The sequence below is a fragment of the Type-E symbiont of Plautia stali genome, assembly GCF_059731115.1.
Window position 1 is genome coordinate 1,721,036 of record NZ_AP035906.1, and the last position, 19,028, is coordinate 1,740,063.

The 19,028-nt window shown below is 56.0% G+C and carries 16 protein-coding genes; 8 read left to right on the forward strand and 8 right to left on the reverse strand.

Annotated features, from left to right (window positions below; genetic code table 11):
- Nucleotides 1-87: 87 nt before the first annotated feature.
- Nucleotides 88-822 (reverse strand): flagellar brake protein, encoded by a 735-nt coding sequence (locus AC6I8L_RS07900; RefSeq protein WP_058959680.1) that lies wholly within the window; start codon nt 820-822, stop codon nt 88-90.
- A 186-nt stretch (nt 823-1,008) separates the two neighbouring features.
- On the opposite strand from AC6I8L_RS07900, the gene AC6I8L_RS07905 reads away from it, so the two are divergent.
- Nucleotides 1,009-1,257 (forward strand): GlsB/YeaQ/YmgE family stress response membrane protein, encoded by a 249-nt coding sequence (locus AC6I8L_RS07905; protein WP_038647498.1) that lies wholly within the window; start codon nt 1,009-1,011, stop codon nt 1,255-1,257.
- A 59-nt stretch (nt 1,258-1,316) separates the two neighbouring features.
- On the opposite strand, the gene AC6I8L_RS07910 is transcribed toward AC6I8L_RS07905, so the two are convergent.
- Both AC6I8L_RS07910 and treA read right to left on the reverse strand, forming a co-directional pair.
- Nucleotides 1,317-3,413 (reverse strand): TonB-dependent siderophore receptor, encoded by a 2,097-nt coding sequence (locus AC6I8L_RS07910; RefSeq protein WP_058959681.1) that lies wholly within the window; start codon nt 3,411-3,413, stop codon nt 1,317-1,319.
- Nucleotides 3,414-3,811: 398 nt separating this feature from the next.
- Nucleotides 3,812-5,491 (reverse strand): alpha,alpha-trehalase TreA, encoded by a 1,680-nt coding sequence (gene treA, locus AC6I8L_RS07915; protein WP_058959683.1) that lies wholly within the window; start codon nt 5,489-5,491, stop codon nt 3,812-3,814.
- A 208-nt stretch (nt 5,492-5,699) separates the two neighbouring features.
- Between treA and ghrA the strand changes: the two genes are divergently transcribed.
- The 3 genes from ghrA to AC6I8L_RS07930 are packed head-to-tail and all read left to right on the forward strand — an operon-like array spanning nt 5,700 to nt 7,987.
- Nucleotides 5,700-6,638, forward strand: a complete 939-nt coding sequence (ghrA, locus tag AC6I8L_RS07920) for a glyoxylate/hydroxypyruvate reductase GhrA (protein ID WP_479398330.1) — start codon at nt 5,700-5,702, stop codon at nt 6,636-6,638.
- A 24-nt stretch (nt 6,639-6,662) separates the two neighbouring features.
- Nucleotides 6,663-7,400, forward strand: coding sequence for a phosphatase (locus AC6I8L_RS07925; RefSeq protein ID WP_034821944.1), 738 nt, complete (start codon nt 6,663-6,665; stop codon nt 7,398-7,400).
- Nucleotides 7,401-7,426: 26 nt separating this feature from the next.
- Nucleotides 7,427-7,987 (forward strand): TorD/DmsD family molecular chaperone, encoded by a 561-nt coding sequence (locus AC6I8L_RS07930; protein ID WP_058959684.1) that lies wholly within the window; start codon nt 7,427-7,429, stop codon nt 7,985-7,987.
- On the opposite strand, the gene AC6I8L_RS07935 is transcribed toward AC6I8L_RS07930, so the two are convergent.
- Together AC6I8L_RS07935 and AC6I8L_RS07940 are read right to left on the reverse strand one after the other, a co-directional pair.
- Nucleotides 7,988-9,349 carry a CoA transferase gene (locus tag AC6I8L_RS07935; protein ID WP_058959685.1) on the reverse strand — a complete coding sequence of 454 codons (1,362 nt, stop codon included), beginning with the start codon at nt 9,347-9,349 and terminating at the stop codon, nt 7,988-7,990. It lies immediately after the preceding gene.
- Nucleotides 9,350-9,396: 47 nt separating this feature from the next.
- Entirely contained in the window at nt 9,397-10,281 is an 885-nt protein-coding gene (locus AC6I8L_RS07940; protein WP_058959768.1) for a DMT family transporter, read from the reverse strand.
- 190 nt (nt 10,282-10,471) lie between these two features.
- Here AC6I8L_RS07940 and AC6I8L_RS07945 point away from each other — a divergent pair, with 190 nt between their 5' ends.
- Nucleotides 10,472-11,191, forward strand: a complete 720-nt coding sequence (locus tag AC6I8L_RS07945) for a glutamine amidotransferase (RefSeq protein WP_058959686.1) — start codon at nt 10,472-10,474, stop codon at nt 11,189-11,191.
- Here AC6I8L_RS07945 and AC6I8L_RS07950 read toward each other — a convergent pair.
- Nucleotides 11,179-11,742 (reverse strand): class I SAM-dependent methyltransferase, encoded by a 564-nt coding sequence (locus AC6I8L_RS07950; RefSeq protein ID WP_058959687.1) that lies wholly within the window; start codon nt 11,740-11,742, stop codon nt 11,179-11,181. The genes AC6I8L_RS07945 and AC6I8L_RS07950 overlap by 13 nt on opposite strands.
- Nucleotides 11,743-12,125: 383 nt before the next feature.
- On the opposite strand from AC6I8L_RS07950, the gene exaC reads away from it, so the two are divergent.
- From exaC to AC6I8L_RS07965, 3 genes are all read left to right on the forward strand, one after another.
- Entirely contained in the window at nt 12,126-13,646 is a 1,521-nt protein-coding gene (exaC, locus tag AC6I8L_RS07955) for an acetaldehyde dehydrogenase ExaC (RefSeq protein WP_058959688.1), read from the forward strand.
- A 124-nt stretch (nt 13,647-13,770) separates the two neighbouring features.
- Nucleotides 13,771-15,114: an aryl-sulfate sulfotransferase gene (locus tag AC6I8L_RS07960; RefSeq protein ID WP_082678098.1), complete on the forward strand. Its 1,344-nt coding sequence runs from the start codon at nt 13,771-13,773 to the stop codon at nt 15,112-15,114.
- A 151-nt stretch (nt 15,115-15,265) separates the two neighbouring features.
- A complete protein-coding gene (locus AC6I8L_RS07965) occupies nt 15,266-15,430 on the forward strand; it encodes a hypothetical protein (RefSeq protein ID WP_166931753.1) in 165 nt (54 codons plus the stop codon).
- A 78-nt stretch (nt 15,431-15,508) separates the two neighbouring features.
- On the opposite strand, the gene fumA is transcribed toward AC6I8L_RS07965, so the two are convergent.
- The gene (gene fumA, locus AC6I8L_RS07970; protein ID WP_058959690.1) at nt 15,509-17,152 is read right to left on the reverse strand and encodes a class I fumarate hydratase FumA; all 1,644 of its coding nucleotides are present in this window, start codon (nt 17,150-17,152) and stop codon (nt 15,509-15,511) included.
- A 164-nt stretch (nt 17,153-17,316) separates the two neighbouring features.
- Complete coding sequence (locus tag AC6I8L_RS07975; RefSeq protein WP_034821926.1) at nt 17,317-18,828, reverse strand: anion permease; 1,512 nt, start codon at nt 18,826-18,828, stop codon at nt 17,317-17,319.
- Between the last annotated feature and the right edge of the window lie 200 nt (nt 18,829-19,028).

A 19,028-nucleotide genomic window follows, 5' to 3' on the forward strand; every position in this document is an offset into this window, starting at 1 on the left:
GGGAGATTCTCCTTGCTGGGAGGCGATAAAAAGTGAAAGCAAGGAAAGGATAGCCTGGCTGGCGCTTTTTGTGGCGCCAGCAGGGAATTACTGGAAGCGATTCGCTTTGTCGCGCGCCAGACGCTCCAGGGCAAAGATCACCTGCTGTAGCTGGCGTTCCTGCACCGGCTCAATGGCGGTAAAGCGGAAGCTGAGACGAGGGGTTGTGCGGGTTTCATTCTTGCTGGTGACGGTGCTGCGCTCGCCAATATTCAGCAGCTGTGCCGTGACCTCAAAATGACCGTATTCGCCCAACTCCACGCGCAGATTTTTAAAGGTGTCACCGCGGTTCAGACCCTCTGGCAAGCTTTCGTCCAGCAATACACCTGCACCGCCGAGAGAGAGATCCTGCAAACGAAAACGCGCCTTACTGCCATCCGGCCACTGCGTATGGCAGTAAAACACTGGCTCCATTGGGGCGGAAACACGGAAAAACTCACGACGCTGGATCTGCCACAGCAGTTCAGGCAGTGGGGCAGTGAAAGCCGGTAAGCCTTCGAACTCGGTGCGCTCCAGTTTGATTAAGCCGAACTCCACTTTTGCCCCCTGCGTTTCTGCCGCGATATTCACTTCGCCGCCCTGCAGCGCTAAATCGTTGTCCAGTGCATTGCTGCCGAGATCGAAGATCACGCGATCCTCATCGGCATCCAGCATGCGACTGATAAATTGACCGCGCGAAAAACTCACCATTAAAGGGGTCTGGAAACGCAACAAATCCTTCATTACGTTTAAAACAGCAAGGGTGCCTCGTTTGAGATATTGTTCGTTATCGGCTTCTTTCACATCCTGCTCCACTTATCCGATTGTTATTATCACGGGTGACACGGCTATCGCATTATTATCGACAGGGTGGCAGAAAGCTTTAGCCTGCTAACTATCTATTTACTGTGATGTTCATCAAGCAGATTAAAAATATCCGACTATACTAATCGCAGTGAACACCTTGATTCATAACGTAAGGAGCAGTAAATGGGTATTCTTTCATGGATTATTTTTGGTTTGATTGCCGGGATCATCGCTAAATGGATCATGCCAGGTAAAGATGGCGGCGGATTCATCATCACTGTGGTTTTAGGGATTGTCGGCGCGGTGGTTGGCGGCTGGATCAGTACCCTGTTTGGCTTCGGTAAAGTTGACGGTTTCAACTTTGGCAGCTTCGTGGTGGCGGTGATTGGTGCCATCGTGGTGCTGTGGATCTACCGTAAAGTGCGCACCTAGCAGTACACCCTGATTTAATGAAATCCGCATCCCACCGGGATGCGGATTTTTTTTGGCAGTTAGAAGTCGTAGCCCACGGTGGCAGTAATGGTTCGCTCTGCGCCGCGATAGCAATACCCGGTGCCATAACAGGCGGCGAGATACTTTTTGTCGGTCAGGTTATTGGCATTGATCTGCAGCCATGCCCCTTTCAACCGTGAATTCCACGCACTCAGGTCGGCACGGACTGATGCATCCAACAACGTCACTGACGGCAAACGTGTGGTGTTTTCATTATCAGCCCACTGTTTACCGATATAACGCACACCCGCACCGGCGCTCAAGCCGTAATCAAACTGATAGTGACCCCAGAATGACGCCATGCTGTTCGGCGTGACGTAAGGCGTATGGCCATCATTCCCGTCAACGGAATCTTTGAAACGCAGATGGTTCAGCGTGTAACCGGCGATGGTGCTGAGTCGCGGCGTCAGCTGGTTGCGGGCTTCCAGCTCAATGCCCTGTGAATGCACTTTACCGGAAGGACTGTAGGTGCTGTCCACCACGTTACGGTTCGCCACATCGTTTTGCGTCAAATCGTACAGCGCGATGGAGTACATATCGCGTGTGCCCACCGGCTGGTATTTCACACCGGCTTCATACTGCTCGGAAGTGGTTGGCTTCAGCTGATTGCCGTCTGGGTCGGTCAAAGAAGCCGGGGTAATCGCCTGGCTCCAGCTGACGTAAGGTGAAATACCGCTGTCGAACGCATACAGCAGCGCAGCACGGCCGCTGACGTGGTCATCCTGGCGACGGCTGGTGCCATTATTGGAGACGATGCGATCGTAACGACCAGAGAGATCCAGATGCCAGCGGTCGAGCTGCATTTCATCCTGCAAGTAGAGTCCGGTCTGATAATAGCGACGCGTTTGTTCGGTCCAGCTGTAATCCGGCATGCTGCCGACCGCTTCGCCCGTCCAGGGGTTTAATGAGCTCGCATAGCCACTGGCTTTACTCAAATCATTCTTATAACGGTGGTATTCGGCACCGAGGATCACCCGATGCTGCAGCGCGCCGGTGGCAAAATCGGCCTGCAGACGGTTATCGTTGGCCCATGCGCTGAGCGAGGAACGTTCACCGGAGTAGTAGCGGGTCAGCAGGTCCGGGTTAGCGGCATCCCAGCCAATCTGATACACCTGATCGAGATCGACATTGGCGTGGCTATAGCTGGCGGTGGAGTATACAGACCACACTTCATTGAAGCGGTGCGAGAAGTCGTAGCTGTAGATCTGCTCGTGGCGCTTGAACTGATCCAGCGCGCTGTCGCCCTCATAGAATCCATCACTCAGCTTGCGGCCATTATGGCTATAAAGCGTGCCTTCAGCGGGCACGGAACCATGATAACCGCCGGATGGCTCTTTTTGCAGATAGGCACGCAGCACCAGACTGGTGTCTTCGCTGGGTTGCCACAGCAGCTGTGGCGAAATCGCATATTTTTCTTCACGGGTGTGATCGTATTGCGTATCGCTGTTACGCGTGATGCCGGTGAGACGGAAAGCCCACTGATCGTTAATCGCATTGGTGTAGTCAAAGGCGGCGCTGTTGGTGGCGTTGGTGCCGGTCGACAGGCGGAAATGGCCCTCTTCAGCAAACTGCGGCCGCTTGCTCACCTGATTGACTAATCCGCCTGGTACGGTCTGGCCGTAAAGTGCGGAGGAGGGGCCTTTGATCACATCAACGCGATCGAGGAACCAGTTATCTACCTGCAAGATGTTGAAGCTGCCGCCATCACTCATGATGCGCAAGCCATCCAGGAAGGTGTTATCGACATCGCCGCCATGGAAACCACGCAGCGCAATGGTGTCATAGCGAGTGGCGGCCCCGCCGAAGTTGGTGAATACGCCCGGCGTGTAGTTCAGTACCTGATTGAGATCCTGCGCACCCTGATCTTCCATCTGCTGACGTGTCACCACTGAGATGGACTGCGGCGTGGTGATCAGCGGCTGATCGGTTTTACTGCCGCCGCTGCTGCGGGTGGCGAGATAGCCTTGCGTCGGTGAGTTGGCGCTCTCCTGCGGTTGCGCGGTGACCACGATGGACTCTTCTGCGAAGGTTGCAGCAGGGAGGGCCAGAGCCAGTCCACAGAGCACGCGGGTACGATTAAGGGTAAAAAGCGTCATTGGAAATCCTTTAACGGGAAGCAGAACAAAAGCAGCACTCAACCGGCAATGCCGAAAATTGAGAATACGATTAAAATTAAGAGTGAGAATTATTATCTTTTAGTGGGTGTGTTTCAAGTTGTTAATGTGAGTGAAAGAGATTGTGAGGAAATGAACAGGAGCGGTGGCGTAGCGAGCGCGGCTTTATGTGAGAAAAGGTTTCATGATGCAGTCATACCCTCTGTCGCGGTGCACGATGGTTTGCAGACCTGAGGTGATGACTTCGCTGCGTTAAATGGTGACATCGCCTGCCTGAGATGATGGCATTGAGCACCTTAGCTTTGACAGTGCGAACCGATTGCGCTGCTACCGTTTGACAAACAAAGCAGTAGCAGCGGTTTTAAAGTAGAGGGAGAGGGTTATTTACCCGCACTCAGCGCGGGCATATTCGGGATATCGCTCGCGTTATTACAGGTGTGATCTTTCGGGCAGTATTTATCCAGTAGTTTGAGCGTCACGCCGTTGGTCCAGCCGAAACCGTCCTGCAACGGATATTCACCGCCGCCACCGCCGCCCAGTTGCGCGCCTTCCACCACATACTTTTCAACCAGCTTGTGCTCTTTATCGTAAGTGGCCTGCACGTTCTGCAGGAAGCGCTGACCAATTTCCTGTGCCAGCTTGGGTTGCTTGTAATGTTCCAGACCTTCCACCGCCACCCATTGCAGAGGCGCCCAGCCATTTGGTGCATCCCATTGCTGACCATTGTTCACGGTGGTGGTCACCAAACCGCCAGGTTTCAACAGCTGTTTCTCCACCGCTTTGGCAGTGCGGTCCGCCTGTTTCTCGCTCGCCACCTGCATATAGAGTGGGAACAAGGTAGCGGCGGTCAGCTGCGGATGAATGTGTTTTTTCTGCCAGTCATAGTCGGCATACCAGCCCTGTTTCTCATCCCACAGATAACGATTAATCGCTGCCTGACGTTTCTCAGCATCTGCCGCGAACTGTTTGGCTTTGTCATCCTGATTCGCCAGTTTCGAGGCTTTGGACAATACCTGCTCCAGATGGAACATCAGGCTGTTGAGATCGACCGGTGCCAGTTGGGTGGTGCGGATCGAGGCCAGATTGTGGGCATCGGTAAACCAGCGAGAGCTGAAGTCCCAACCAGAAGCCGCACCGGCACGCAGATCGCGATACACCTGCTGTTTATTGCGATCGGGCGCTTTGTTGGCGGTGTTGACATCGTCGAGCCAGGATTCGGTGCGCGGTGCATCACGTTCGTCCCAATAGCGATTGAGTAGGGTACCGTCGCTAAGTTTGATCACGCGCTTGCTGGCCTGACCGGCAGCGACCTTATCGCTGTCCGCCATCCAGTAGTCGTACTCTTTCTGCAACTGCGGCAAATACTGGCGATAGACATCATCACCTTTATGGGTCGCCAGCAGATCTACCATCAGGCTAAAGAACGGTGGCTGCGAACGGCTGAGATAATAACTGCGGTTGCCGTTGGGGATATGGCCGTATTTATCCAGTTCGGTGGCGAAGTTATCCACCATATCCTGCACGCGATCCCAGTGTCCGCTCTCGGCGAGGCCCAGCATGGTGAAGTAGCTGTCCCAGTAATAGACTTCGCGGAAGCGGCCGCCCGGCACCACATAGGGTTTCGGCAGCGGCAGCAGGGAATCATACTGGCTGGCGGTCGGTGTGGATCGCGTCAGCACTGGCCACAAGCCGTTGATGTGTTCTCGTAAGCTTTGCCCCGCAGGCGGAACATATTTGTCCTGCTCTTTGGGCAGGGTGAAGTTGGCGTCAACGAAATGCTTCAGGTCGAAATTGCGCTGGCTCTTTTGCATCTGCCAGTCCGCCAGTATCGAGGAGGGATTGTACTTCGGTACCGCATCGGCAAAGGTTTTCTGATCCGGATAAAATTTTGCCTGCTGCACGGCGTTGAACAGGGGCCCCAACCGAATGTCGGGTGGCTGCGGCTGACTGCTGATCATACGGCTGTTATCTTCAGCCTGGGCCACGCTAGCACTGGCCAGCAGCGCTGCGCTCAGCAAGAAAGTCAGTCGCGCGGGCGTGAATTTGACATTTTTTATCATCGGTTTTTTCTCCTTGTCCGAAAAGGTGGTGCGCTAACACATTGACCACTCGAACAACTTTAGTCGCTAACGCGCCGCTTAGCCGCCTCAGGCCATGGAAATGTGAAGCCGCGGGAATTAATCACGCAAGAAATTGCATTAACCTTAAGGTTTTTGCTTGCCCTGAAGCGCTATTTGCTTGAGGCTGAAGGAAAAAAAGGAGAGCTGTATGGAGATCATCTGGTATCACCCGTCGCAAGCCCCCGATCGCTGGCTAGCGGGACTACGTCAGCGTTTACCGCAAGCCAACGTGCGCTACTGGCAGCCAGGCGACACGGATCCGGCGGATTATGCCATCGTGCGTTCGCCACCCACCGAGATGCTGGCTGGTCGTCCATTGAAAGGTGTGTTTGCCATGGGCGCGGGCGTGGACGAAATTCTTAAGCAACTGCGCGCCCATCCGGAAATGTTAGCCGATGACGTGCCGCTGTTCCGTCTCGAAGATACCGGCATGGCGCGACAGATGCAGGAATACGCCAACTGGTGCGTGCTGGGCTGGTTCCGCCGTTTTGCCGACTATCGTCAGCAGCAGCAACAGGCAAACTGGCAGCCACTCGACACAGCGGAGCGCTCTGACTTTACCATCGGCGTGCTCGGTGCGGGCGTGTTGGGCAGTAGCGTGCTGGAAAGTTTGCGCCAGTGGGGCTTCCCGCTGCGCTGCTGGAGCCGCTCGGCTAAGCAGATTGAGGGCGTGCAAACCTTCCACGGTCGCGATCAGCTGGATGCATTTCTCGATGGCACTCAGGTGCTGATCGATCTGTTGCCCACCACGCCGGAAACCACCAACCTGATCGATGAAAAGTTGCTGCGCGTGTTACCGCAGGGTGCCTTTTTCCTCAATCTGGCGCGTGGCGCGCACGTGGTGGAAGCCGATCTGCTGGCGGCGCTGAACAGCGGGCAACTGGCGGGCGCGGCGCTGGACGTGTTCCAGACCGAGCCACTGCCGGCGGATCACCCGCTCTGGTCTCATCCACATGTCACATTGACGCCACATACTGCGGCTATCACGTTGCCCGGCGAGGCGATGGATTTCATTGCCGGTGCCATACTTGCTCTGGAGCAAGGGGATCAGCCGGGTGGTTTAGTTGATCGCCAGCGCGGTTATTAATTCACATTGAGTCAGGAGAAGAGGATGTATCCCGTCGATTTGCATATGCACACCGTTGCCAGTACCCACGCATACAGCACACTGCATGACTATGTGGTGCAGGCGAAGCAGAATGGCCTGAAGCTGTTTGCTATCACCGATCACGGCCCGGATATGGCGGATGCGCCGCACTACTGGCACTTCGTTAATATGCGTATCTGGCCACGCGTGATTGATGGCGTAGGCGTTTTGCGTGGTATTGAAGCCAACATCAAAAATCAGCAGGGTGAAATTGACTGCAGCGGCCCGATGCTGGATGCGCTGGATCTGATTGTGGCCGGTTTCCATGAGCCGGTGTACGCACCGCGTGATAAAGCGCATCACACGGAAGCGATGATTGCCGCGATGGCGGGCGGGCTGGTGCATATTATTTCGCACCCGGGCAACCCGAAATTCCCGGTGGATATCCGCGCCATTGCCGAAGCGGCCGCGCATTATGATGTGGCGCTGGAGATCAATAACTCCTCCTTTACCCATTCGCGTCCGGGCAGTGAACCCAACTGTCGCGCCATCGCTGAAGCAGTGCGTGATGCCGGCGGGCGTCTGGCGTTCGGTTCAGACTCTCACACCGCCTTTACCCTTGGTCATTTCGAACACTGCATCCGCATCACACGCGAAGTGGATTTTCCCGAGGATCGCGTGTTAAATGTCACGCCGCGCCGCCTGCTCGACTTCCTCGAACAGCGAACCGGTAAGCACATTGCTGAATTTGCGGACTTTTAACTTTTAGCCTCAAGGAATTCTGTTGCATGAATGAGTTTTCCATTCTCTGCCGCGTCATCGGCTCGCTGTTCAACCGCCAGCCACAAGATCCATTGCTGGTGCCGCTCTTCACCATGCTGCGTGAAGGCAAACTGAAGGCTCAGTGGCCGCTGGAGCAGGATGAACTGTTAACACGTCTGCAGCAGAATAGCGATCCGCAGGCCCTGGCGGCGGATTACAACGCACTGTTCGTCGGCAGCGAATGCAGCGTACCGCCTTACGCCTCACAGTGGCCAAACGGCCCGCAAGAAGCGGATGTGCGTGCGTTTCTCTCTTCACGTGGCATGCCGTTAAGCGACGCGCCAGCCGACCATTTTGGCGTACTGCTGCTGGCGGCCTCGTGGCTGGAAGATCAGTCCGCGGAGGATGAGTTTGCTGCGCAATTAGCGCTGTTCGACGACTATCTGCTGCCGTGGTGCGGCGCGTTCCTCGGCAAAGTGGAAGCCCACGCGACCAGCGCGTTCTACCGCACGCTGGCCGCGCTGAGCCGTGAAGCTATTCAGGCAATGTACGACGAGCTGAACGAAGGCAACGACGAAGAAGCCTGATTACCAGCTGGCTGCGCTGCTGCCGAGCTTGACGCCCGGCGTGGCGCAGATCATCGGCGTGCCGGGCAGGTATGCAGCGGCACGCAACCTTTCGGCAATCCCCCACGTATTGATCTCAACTGTCGGCAGGGCATCGTCGTGCTGCGCGGTAATGCCATGCTGCGGCTGTTGCGGTGACGCGCCAAACTGTTGCAATAGCCTGGCGGTGCGCGCCAGCGATAGGCGTGCCTGCCAGCCAACGTGATTTTCCCGACGTTGACGCATCCCTTCCAGCACAGCGGCGGCCATCATATAGCCAGTGGCGTGATCGAGCGCCTGCACCGGCAGCGGTGTCGGTTTGATGTTACCACGCCAGACCATGCCCTGTTCGGCAATGCCGCATCCCATCTGCACCAGACTGTCAAAGCCGCGACGATTGCGCCATGGTCCGCCCCAGCCCCACGCATTGAGACTGACATCCACCAATCCGGGCGACAGTTTGCGCCGTGACTCGGCATCCAGCCCCAGCTTTTCCAGCGCATCCGCGCGATAACCATGCACCAGCACATCAGCGTGTTTGATCAGATCGCGCAGCTGCTCAACGCCCGCTCTGGATTTGAGATCGAGCCGTGCGCAGCGTTTGCCGCAGGTGATCTCCTCCTCCAATGTTGGCTCTTCCCAGCCGTAAGGATCGATACGTAAAACCTGCGCGCCAAGGCTGGCGAGAAAACGCGTGGCGACCGGCCCGGCGATAATGCGCGTCAGATCCAGCACACGCACGCCGAGCAGCGGACGAGCAGGCGGCAGTTGCCAGCCGGGCGTGGGGGCATCCCCCGTGGCCTGTTGGGCGATCAGCGCTTCACTGCTGACGGCCAGCCCTTGCGGGTGCTGCAACCACTGTTGCTCACTGCGCATCTGCGCAGCACAGCCGCCAGCCTCAATCACGGCCTGCTCCAGCGCGGCCGCTTGCCACTGAGACACCCGCTGCGCTAATGCGGCGCGGTCGGCGTGTTGGCCCAGCACCTGCTCCATGGCGGCGCGATGATGCGGAGCGTTGGTGTGCAGACGGATCCAGCCATCGGCGGTGGCGTAATCGCCTGCAAAGGGATCCCAGAGCGCGGCGGGTGGACGATTTAACGGCGTGAGGCTGTGCTGAAACCAGCGAGAGGCGAGCCTTACATTGACGCTAACCGGGGCCGATTGCCCGAGTAAATCGCTCACTGCCTGGCTTGCCAACCCGATGCTGGTGGCGGCCAGTTCACTGACGGCAAACGCGGAAGAAAAGGTATCGGGCTGGAGAAAGCTGAGCGCGGGAAGGGGTTCCGCGCCACGCAATCCTTGCCACAGTTGCTGCCATAACGCGGCAGCAGATTGAGTATCCATATTGAGTCTCCGGAAAACGCGCGAGACTCAAGCATAGCAGAGAGAATTTAACGGCGGCGCAGGCGAGGAAAGCGCGCGTGCATGCGCAGATTACGCAGGTTGATCACCGCAATGGCGGTACCGAGCACTACCAGAGACGCCCCGAGAATTTTGAAGCTGTTCATGCTATCGCCCAGCACAAATACGCCCATCAACACGGCCAGCACGGGCGTGAGCAGCGAGTAAGGCATGATTAAGTTGACGTTGTACTTTTTCAGCAACGAATACCACAGGGTATAAGCCACAATCGAGGAAGCCAGCGCGCTGTAAAGAATACCAAACCAGCCGCGCCAGCCCGCATGACTTAAGGCGTGTAACTGGTGCGATTCGGTGAGCCAGGAAGCAGCACCGACAATCGGCACGGCGAGGAAGGAGATCCAACCGGTGAGCGTCAGCGGTTTTATCGGCGGCGATTTCTTCACGATCATATTGCTGATGGCCCAGCCAAAGGCGCTGCACAACAAGATGCATAAGACCCACCACGCCGGAATCGTGGGGCTGCCGGAGAGCACCGCCACGCCACTTAAAGAGATCGCAATACCAAACAGCTGTACCAGCGTCAGCTTCTCTTTTAGCACCAGCATTGCCAGCAACATGGCAATCGGCGTACCAAGCTGCACCACAATCGCACCGGTGCCGGCATCGGTAAAGCGCATGCCGACAAACAGCAGCGAGAAGTGCATAAAGCCAAAGGTGAAGGCAAGGGTGAGCAGCCATGGCAGCTGTTCGCGCGTAATGCGGCAGAACGGCACCAGTACAATCGCCACCACCACAAAGCGCATCCAGGTGAGGAACAGCGGCGGAAGTTCCAGCAATCCCCACTTCACTGCCACGTTATTGAAAGCCCAGATGGAGACCACCATCAGAACCATAAAGAAATGCCGCACTGCCACAATGTCATCCTTCACATGAAAGGGGGTAATCACCGGTTAATCATGGCACGAAGCCGTGCATTTCTGTGACATTGTGCAAAAATATTTTTTGCTATGGCATGAGCTTATGCAGGAAAAAAATAAGACAGGTCACTGATTTCCTGTCAAAGTGGATGTCCGAAAGCTGACTCCGTTAAGGAATGAATTCGGAATGACACACACCCGCGCGTTACCCCTTGCTCTGATTCAACTCGAAGTGCCGCCACCGCAGGTTGTGGCGCAAATTGGTGAACAACCCGTCTGGTTTATTGATGCGCTGCAACTGCAGCCGGAAGACTATGTGATTGTCCGTCCGCATCTTGGCGAAGAGCTGCCGGCGTTTGATCGCGTCAGCGGCGCGATTCTCAGCGGCTCCTGGGCGATGGTCACCGACCACGCCGACTGGAGCGAACGCACGGCGGCATGGATTCGTGGCGCGCTGGAAGCGGAGCTGCCGCTGCTGGGCGTCTGTTACGGTCATCAGCTGATGGCGTATGCGCTGGGCGGCAAAGTGGGTGATAACCCGAACGGCTGGGAGCGCGGCTTGAAAACCCTGACCCACACTGCCAGTGATGATCCCTGGTTAGCGACGTTGCCAGGTGAATTCCAGGCGTGGTTGTCACATCGCCAGTCGGTGATTACGCCGCCGTCGCAGGCTGAAGTATTGGCACGTTCCGAGCTGGATGGCTGCCAGATTTTACGTTATTCCCCGCAGGCGCTGTCGGTGCAGTTCCACCCGGAGTTTACCCGCGAAATCATGACCACCTGCTTACCGGAAGGCGTGAGTGATGATGGCGCGCAGGTCGCCGGTGAGGATTGGTCACGTGAGTTGCTCCAAAGATTCTGGCAGCAAACGCGGCCGCAGCCGCGCGTGCAGGCTCAGGGCGCGTAATGGCGTGTGCAGCGATAAACCCAGGCGGGCGGCATATTTTTCAGCACCCGCTGGCGCTGCCAGGTGAAGTAACGTGACAGAGTAGGTTGGGTCAATGAGGTGTATTGAAACTGGATAAATACACCGCGCGGGCCCAATACATCGTGCACAGCGCTCAGAATCGCTTCGCGCGTTTCCGGCGGCAGCGACAGCAGCGGCAGGCCGGAAAAGATCACATCGTATTCACCCGACAAGTACTCGGCTGAGCACGCACGCACCTGCATGCGCGGTTCGCTCCACGCGCGCAAACTCTTCACTAAATCTGGACTGATCTCGAACACATCCAATTGAGCCTGCGGCGACATTCTGTCCAGAATATGACGGGTTAACACGCCGTCACCGGCACCGAGTTCGGCGATACGCAGGCTGTGATCCCAGTTGGCGGCATCGCACATGGTGCGGCACAGCGCAGCAGAGGAGGGCGTGATGCTGCCCATCTTGCGCGGGTTTCGAATAAATTGCTGAACAAAGTTCGCTTTGGCGCGCATTAACGTCAGGGCTGAAGCCAACATCTCTTTCTCCTGATGAGTATCCTGTTTCATATTGACCAAATTCATTGCGTTTGTTTCGCTTTTCGCTGCATATGCGCCAAAACTCGGAATTTTCCGCAACGAAGCGGGGAAGAAATTGGAGAGATGTAAAGCTGATAACCTGGCTGTGAAGTGGCGCAATAGACTCCCGCCATCTGCGGCGGGCAAGAGCGTAACGTTTAATCAATGCTGAGACTGACGTGCAGGATCATCACGCCTAAATCTCAAACCCTCATTCCCGGAATTTTCCTTCGGTGCGGTCACAGTTTCCCGCTCTGCGATCTGACAGGCTGACATTGATCGATCAATGTTAATAACAGGTTTCATAGTTGTTATTCGCCACTCTGTCCGCAAGGAGAAACACCATGCGTTACGCTGCTCCGGGAGAACAAGGTTCTCTCATCACTCTGCAATCGCGTTATGGCAACTTTATCAACGGCGAATTCGTTGCGCCGGTGAACGGTAATTACTTCGTCAACACCACCCCGATTAACGGTTCTACCATCGGCGAGTTCCCGCGTTCGGACAAGGCCGATGTCGATAACGCAGTGGCGGCAGCACAGGCCGCTGCGGATGCCTGGGGAAAAACCTCTCCGCAGGCGCGTTCGCTGGTGCTGCTGAAAATCGCCGATCGACTGGAAGAGAAGCTGGAATACATCGCGGTCAACGAAACCTGGGATAATGGCAAGCCGGTACGTGAAACCCTGGCCGCTGACCTCCCGCTGGCGGTAGACCACTTCCGCTACTTCGCGGGCTGCGTGCGTGCGCAAGAAGGTACCGCAGCAGAAATCGATGAATTCACCGCCGCTTATCACTTCCACGAACCGCTGGGCGTGGTCGGGCAAATCATCCCGTGGAACTTTCCGCTGTTAATGGCGGCGTGGAAGCTGGCTCCGGCGCTCGGAGCGGGTAACTGCGTGGTGTTGAAACCGGCTGAGCAGACGCCCTTGTCGATCACCCTGTTTATGGAAGTGATCAAAGATCTGGTGCCACCGGGTGTCATCAACGTGGTGCACGGTTACGGTAAAGAAGCCGGTGAAGCGCTGGCGTCACATCCAGGCATCGCCAAAATCGCCTTTACCGGTTCCACCGCCACCGGTGGACATATCCTCGAGCTGGCGGCGAAAAGCCTGATCCCGTCCACCGTTGAGCTGGGCGGTAAATCACCGAACATCTTCTTTGAAGACATCATGGATGCGGAAGAGAGCTTTATCGAGAAAGCGGCAGAAGGCGTGGTGCTCGGTTTCCTGAATCAGGGCGAAGTCTGTACCTGTCCGTCACGCGCGCTGGTGCAAGAGTCGATCTTTGAGCCGTTTATGGCGGCCGTCATGAAACGTATTAAAACCATCAAACGCGGCGATCCGCTGGATACCGAAACCATGATTGGCGCGCAGGCGTCGCAACAGCAGTTCGACAAAATCCTCTCTTATCTGGAAATCGCGCAGAAAGAGGGTGCACAGGTGCTGCACGGCGGCGGTGTAGAGAAGATTGGTGAAGCGTTCGATAGCGGCTACTACATCCAGCCAACGCTGCTGAAAGGTGACAACAGCATGCGCGTGTTCCAGGAGGAGATCTTTGGACCGGTAGTCGGTGTGCTGACCTTCAAAGATGAAGCGGAAGCCCTCGCCATCGCCAATGACTCGATATACGGACTGGGCGCAGGTGTATGGACCCGTGATATCAACCGCGCCTATCGTATGGGGCGCGCGATTAAAGCGGGTCGTGTCTGGACCAACTGTTATCACCTCTATCCGGCACATGCCGCGTTCGGTGGCTATAAAAAATCCGGGATTGGTCGTGAAACCCATAAAATGATGCTCGATCACTACCAGCAAACCAAAAACCTGCTGGTGAGCTACAGCACGCAACCGCTGGGCTTCTTCTAAGCACTCAGGCAGCGGGTCATGCCGCTGCCTTTTCTCCCACATGCCTCATTCGGACTAATCCTGCCGCCATTCGCATCTACCCTATAAGGGCGTTTTCTTTCTCCCTTAGTCAGGATGGTGAATCATGCGTATTGCGGCAACGTTGTCTGTCTGCCTGTTGTCCCTCTCATTTGGCGCGTGGGCCATTCCCAGTGCGTTTCCTACGGGCGTGACGTATTACGATCCCGCGCGTGCCTGGAACGGTTATGTGGTGATCCCCGGCAGCGATAACCAAACCCACTTAATTGATATGACCGGGCAGGAAGTGCATCGCTGGGCCTATGAAGGATTCCCGAGCTGGCCAATTCCCACTGATCGCGTCAACGGCCAGCGGGGGCATCTGCTGGTACAGCTGGAGCGTCAGAAAGATCTCGATAAGGAAGCCAGCCCCGGCAACGGCATGGTGAATGCCAGCGTGGCGGAAGTGGACTGGAACGGTGCGGTACAGTGGCAATACGGCAGTCAGCAGCAGCCGGTGCATCAACATCATGAAATCCAGCGCCTGGCAGATGGCAACACGCTGGTGCTGGGCGCGGCACTGCGCCAGCTGCCCGGCTACAACTATCGCATCATCGATAATACGCTGGAGGAGGTGTCGCCGCAGGGAGAGAAGCTATGGAGCTGGTCGGTGGCCGATCACCTCAATGAACTGGGTTTTTCTGACGCGCAACTGGCGATGATCCGTGACAGCCAGGACGCTGACTTTTTGCATATGAACACGGCGGCACCGCTGGGGCCAAATCCGTGGTTTGATAAAGGCGATCAGCGCTTTGCCCCTGACAACATTCTGTTTAACTCGCGCAACGGCAACGTGGCCGTGATTGTCGATCGGCAGACGGGCAAAGTGGTGTGGCGCATCGGGCCTGATTATCCAGCGCTGAAGCTGGATACCCCGCTGCCGCGTCCACTGGATCAACTGATTGGCGAGCACGATGTGCACATGATCGGACCGGGCTTACCGGGGGCTGGCAATATTCTGATTTTTGATAATCAGGGCAACGCCGGATTCCCGCCCACGCGGCAAGGATTCTTCTCCGCTTCACGCGTCATTGAAGTGAACCCGCAGACCAAACAAATCGTCTGGGAGTACATCGGCGAGAAATCGGGACAAGCGATCTCCACCTTCTACAGTGCCTATATCAGCAATGCGCAGCGCCTGCCGAATGGCAATACCTTGATCAACGAAGGGCAGAGCGGCCGCCTGTTCCAGGTGACACCGCAGGGCGCGATTGTCTGGGAGTACGTCAGTCCGTTTTACGGCAAAGCGATGCCGCGCGATCACTACAGTGGCAACACGGTGTATCGCGCCTACATGGTGGATTACCGCTGGGCACCGGATGGGACACCGCACAGTGAGAAGGCGGTGACAGCGGATTGCATCCGTTATCCGGCGCTACCAGGTTGTCCGGCACTGACATCCTCACAGTAAGAAATGTGCGTTACTTCTTTAATCAGACTGTCATTTGGCCGTGACAGAGTGCCTGCATCACGAAAGCAGAATATTCCGCTACATTTGAGCCGGGTCTTGTCGATATAAGAGTTTAGGGAAAGTAAAGTCGCGCACCATTTTAAGGAAAAACATGAACACATTGCATAAGTTTCAGGAACAGCACGATGACGTGCTGGATGCCGATGATCAGCACATCATCACGGTGAATCTGCCGGGACGTCAGGCGATCTACGTGATTGGTCAAAACGATGATGATGCCGATATGCTGTTAGACGTACAACTCGGTGCGATGTAAGCATCGCGCAGTGCTCACCCCATAAAAAAATCCGCAGCCATAAGCCGCGGATTTTTAGTTTTAGCACGGCTTAAAGCCTTACTTCACGCAGGCAGAACACTGATTGTGGATCTGCTGGAAGAAGTCGTTGCCTTTGTCATCCACCAGGATAAACGCCGGGAAGTTCTCCACTTCAATCTTCCAGATGGCTTCCATTCCCAGTTCCGCATATTCCACGCACTCCAGACTCTTAATACTCTGCTGCGCCAGCACCGCTGCCGGGCCGCCGATGCTGCCGAGATAGAAGCCGCCGTGTTTATGGCAGGCATTAGTCACCTGTTTGCTGCGGTTGCCTTTTGCCAGCATCACCATGCTGCCGCCGTGTTCCTGCAGCAGGTCAACGTAGGAGTCCATACGACCCGCGGTGGTTGGGCCAAGTGAACCGGAGGCATAACCTTCCGGGGTTTTCGCCGGGCCTGCGTAATACACCGGATGATCTTTGATGTACTGCGGCAAACCTTCGCCGTTATCAATACGCTCTTTCAGCTTGGCGTGGGCAATATCACGCGCCACGATAATGGTGCCGTTCAGCGACAGGCGGGTTGCCACGGGATAGGATGACAGCTGCGCCAGAATGTCACTCATCGGGCGGTTAAGATCGACATTCACCACTTCGCCTTCGCCCTGCTGACGCAGTTCTTCCGGGATATAGCGGCCTGGGTTATCTTCCAGTTTCTCGATCCAGATGCCTTCGCGGTTGATTTTGGCTTTGATATTACGGTCAGCCGAGCAGGACACACCCATGCCCACCGGGCAAGACGCGCCATGACGTGGCAGACGCACCACGCGAATATCGTGGGCGAAGTATTTACCGCCGAACTGTGCGCCGAGGCCCAGCTCTTGTGAGGCTTTCAGCAGTTCCTGCTCCAATGCCACGTCACGGAATGCCTGACCGTGTTCGTTACCTTCGGTCGGCAGCGAATCGTAGTAGTGGGTTGATGCCAGCTTGACGGTTTTCAGCGTGCTCTCTGCTGAGGTGCCGCCAATCACAAACGCGATATGGTATGGCGGGCAGGCTGCGGTACCGAGCGACATCATTTTATCGACCAGGTAGTTCTTCAGCTTGGCCGGGGTAATCAGTGCTTTGGTTTCCTGATAAAGATAGGTTTTGTTGGCAGAACCGCCGCCTTTGGCGATGCACAGGAATTTGTACTCGTCGCCATCCACGCTGTAGAGATCGATCTGCGCCGGCAGGTTGGTGCCGGTATTGACCTCTTTGTACATATCCAGCGCGGCGTTCTGCGAGTAACGCAGGTTGTCTTCAATAAAGGTGTTATAAACGCCTTGTGACAGCGCGGCTTCATCGCCACCACCGGTCCAGACGCGCTGGCCTTTTTTGCCCATGATGATCGCCGTGCCGGTGTCCTGGCAGGTCGGCAGCACGCCTTTGGCGGCGATTTCCGAGTTACGCAGGAACTGCAGGGCAACGTATTTGTCGTTCTTGCTGGCTTCGTCATCCGCCAGAATCGCAGCAACCTGCGCCTGATGCGAGGCGCGCAGCATGAATGAAGCATCATGGAATGCCTGCTTCGCCAGCAGCGTCAGGGCTTTCGGATCGACTTTCAACACCTCTTCGCCATCGAAGTTGGCTACTGAGACGTAATCGCGGCTCAGCAGATAGTATTCGGTATCATCTTTGGCGAGAGGAAAGGGATTCTGATAATAGAAGGGTTTGTTCGACATGTTGGCTCACTTAGCTTCGTGTCGCCTGTCAGAGTGGCAGGTGACAAATTAGGCGATCTGTTTTTAGATTTTCTCTCGCCAGCCCTCCGCAAGGGCTGACTGGCGAGCATCATAACACTTTCACGGTACTGCGCGGCTCCGATTTTAACATCGGAGCAACATCATCAGAACATCATCACCATCCATGGGTAGGCGATAACCATCAGAGCAATCAGGAAGATGGCACCAAAGATGGTACCGAGACGCCAGTAATCTTTGGTTGGCAGGTAGCCGCTACCGTAATAAATCGGGCTTGGGCCGGTGCCGTACGGGGTGATGATACCCATCACACCTAAGGACACACACATCATCAGACAGAACACTGGCATGTTGATGCCCGGAATCGAGGCGGCGATGGTCAGCATCGCAGGCAACAGCGCAGTGGTGTGCGCAGTGGTACTGGCGAACAGGTAGTGCAGTAAGTAGAAGGCCACCAGCAACACCACCGCCGAGACTTGTGGGTCATAACCGTGCAGCAGCTGCGCACCTTCTTTACCCAGCCAGGCGATAAAGCCCACACGCGCCAGACCATCTGCCAGGGCGACCAGCGTGGCGAACCAGGCAAAGGTATTCCATGCCGCTTTGTTGCTGGTGATATCGTTCCAGTTGAGTACACCGGTCCACAGCATCAGCACGATAACCAGCAGGGCGGCCATTGCTGGCTCAATCCATGCGGCAGCGAAGATCCACATCATCAGTGCTGAGACCACAAACACCAGCAGCAGGATTTCGTTGCGTGACAGCTTGCCGAGCTTCGCCAGTTCAGCGGTCGCCCAACGTGGCACTTCGTCATTAACCTTCACTTCCGGCGGATAGAGCCAGTAGGCCAGCAGCGGCATGGTGAGAATCAACAGCACGCCGAGCGGCAGGAAGGCGAGGAACCACATACCCCAGGAGATTTCGAAGCCCACCACGCTTTTTACCAGCGCCAGCGCCAGCAGGTTCGGTGCCAGTGCAGAGAGGAACATTGAACTGGTGATACAGGCGGCGGTGATAGCCACCCACATCAGGTAAGAACCAATCTTACGTGCGCTCGGGTCATTCGGTTTTGAACCGTACAGCGGCGGCAGGTTGGCGATGATCGGGTAGATGGTACCGCCGCTGCGCGCGGTGTTAGAAGGCGTAAACGGTGCCAGTAACAGGTCCGCGAAGGTGATGGCGTAACCGAGCGTCAGGCTGCGACGGCCGAGATACTTCACCAAAATCAGCGCCAGGCGGCGTCCGAACTGGGTTTTATCGTAGCCGGCGGCAAACATAAAGGCACCGAAGATCAGCCAGACGGTGGAGTTGCCGAAGCCACTCACTGCCCATTTAAACGACTGCGCCGCCGTTTTAAACTTGGGATCCGCCAGTTCGGCCGGGCTAAACAGCACCCACTGGCTGAACAGCGCTATCACCACCACGCCAGTCAGGCCGATAACGGCACCGGGCAGCGGCTCAAAGATCAGTCCGACAATCACACCGACGAAGATAGCGAAGAAGTGCCATGCATAAGGTTCCAGCCCGGCAGGGGTCGGCACCAGCAGCAACAGCACCGCCACAATGATCGGCAGGCACAACATAATCAGGCGATTCTTTTTCCCCGGCGCCGCAGGAGGCACTACGGGGGAGGCACTCTGGGTTGTTTGTGTGTTCATAGTTTTGTCTGCAAGTTAGGAAGAATGCGATTGATTGTCACGAACACACTGTTCTTTTGGTTTCAACATGCGTGCAGCAGATGAGTCGTGACAATTTAAATTTTGTTCTTTGATGAAACTTTGCTTTGCAAATTCGATACGCGAATTATCAATTGAATGCAGCTAAGATGCGATTAATTAAAATATCTCCTTTGATCTAG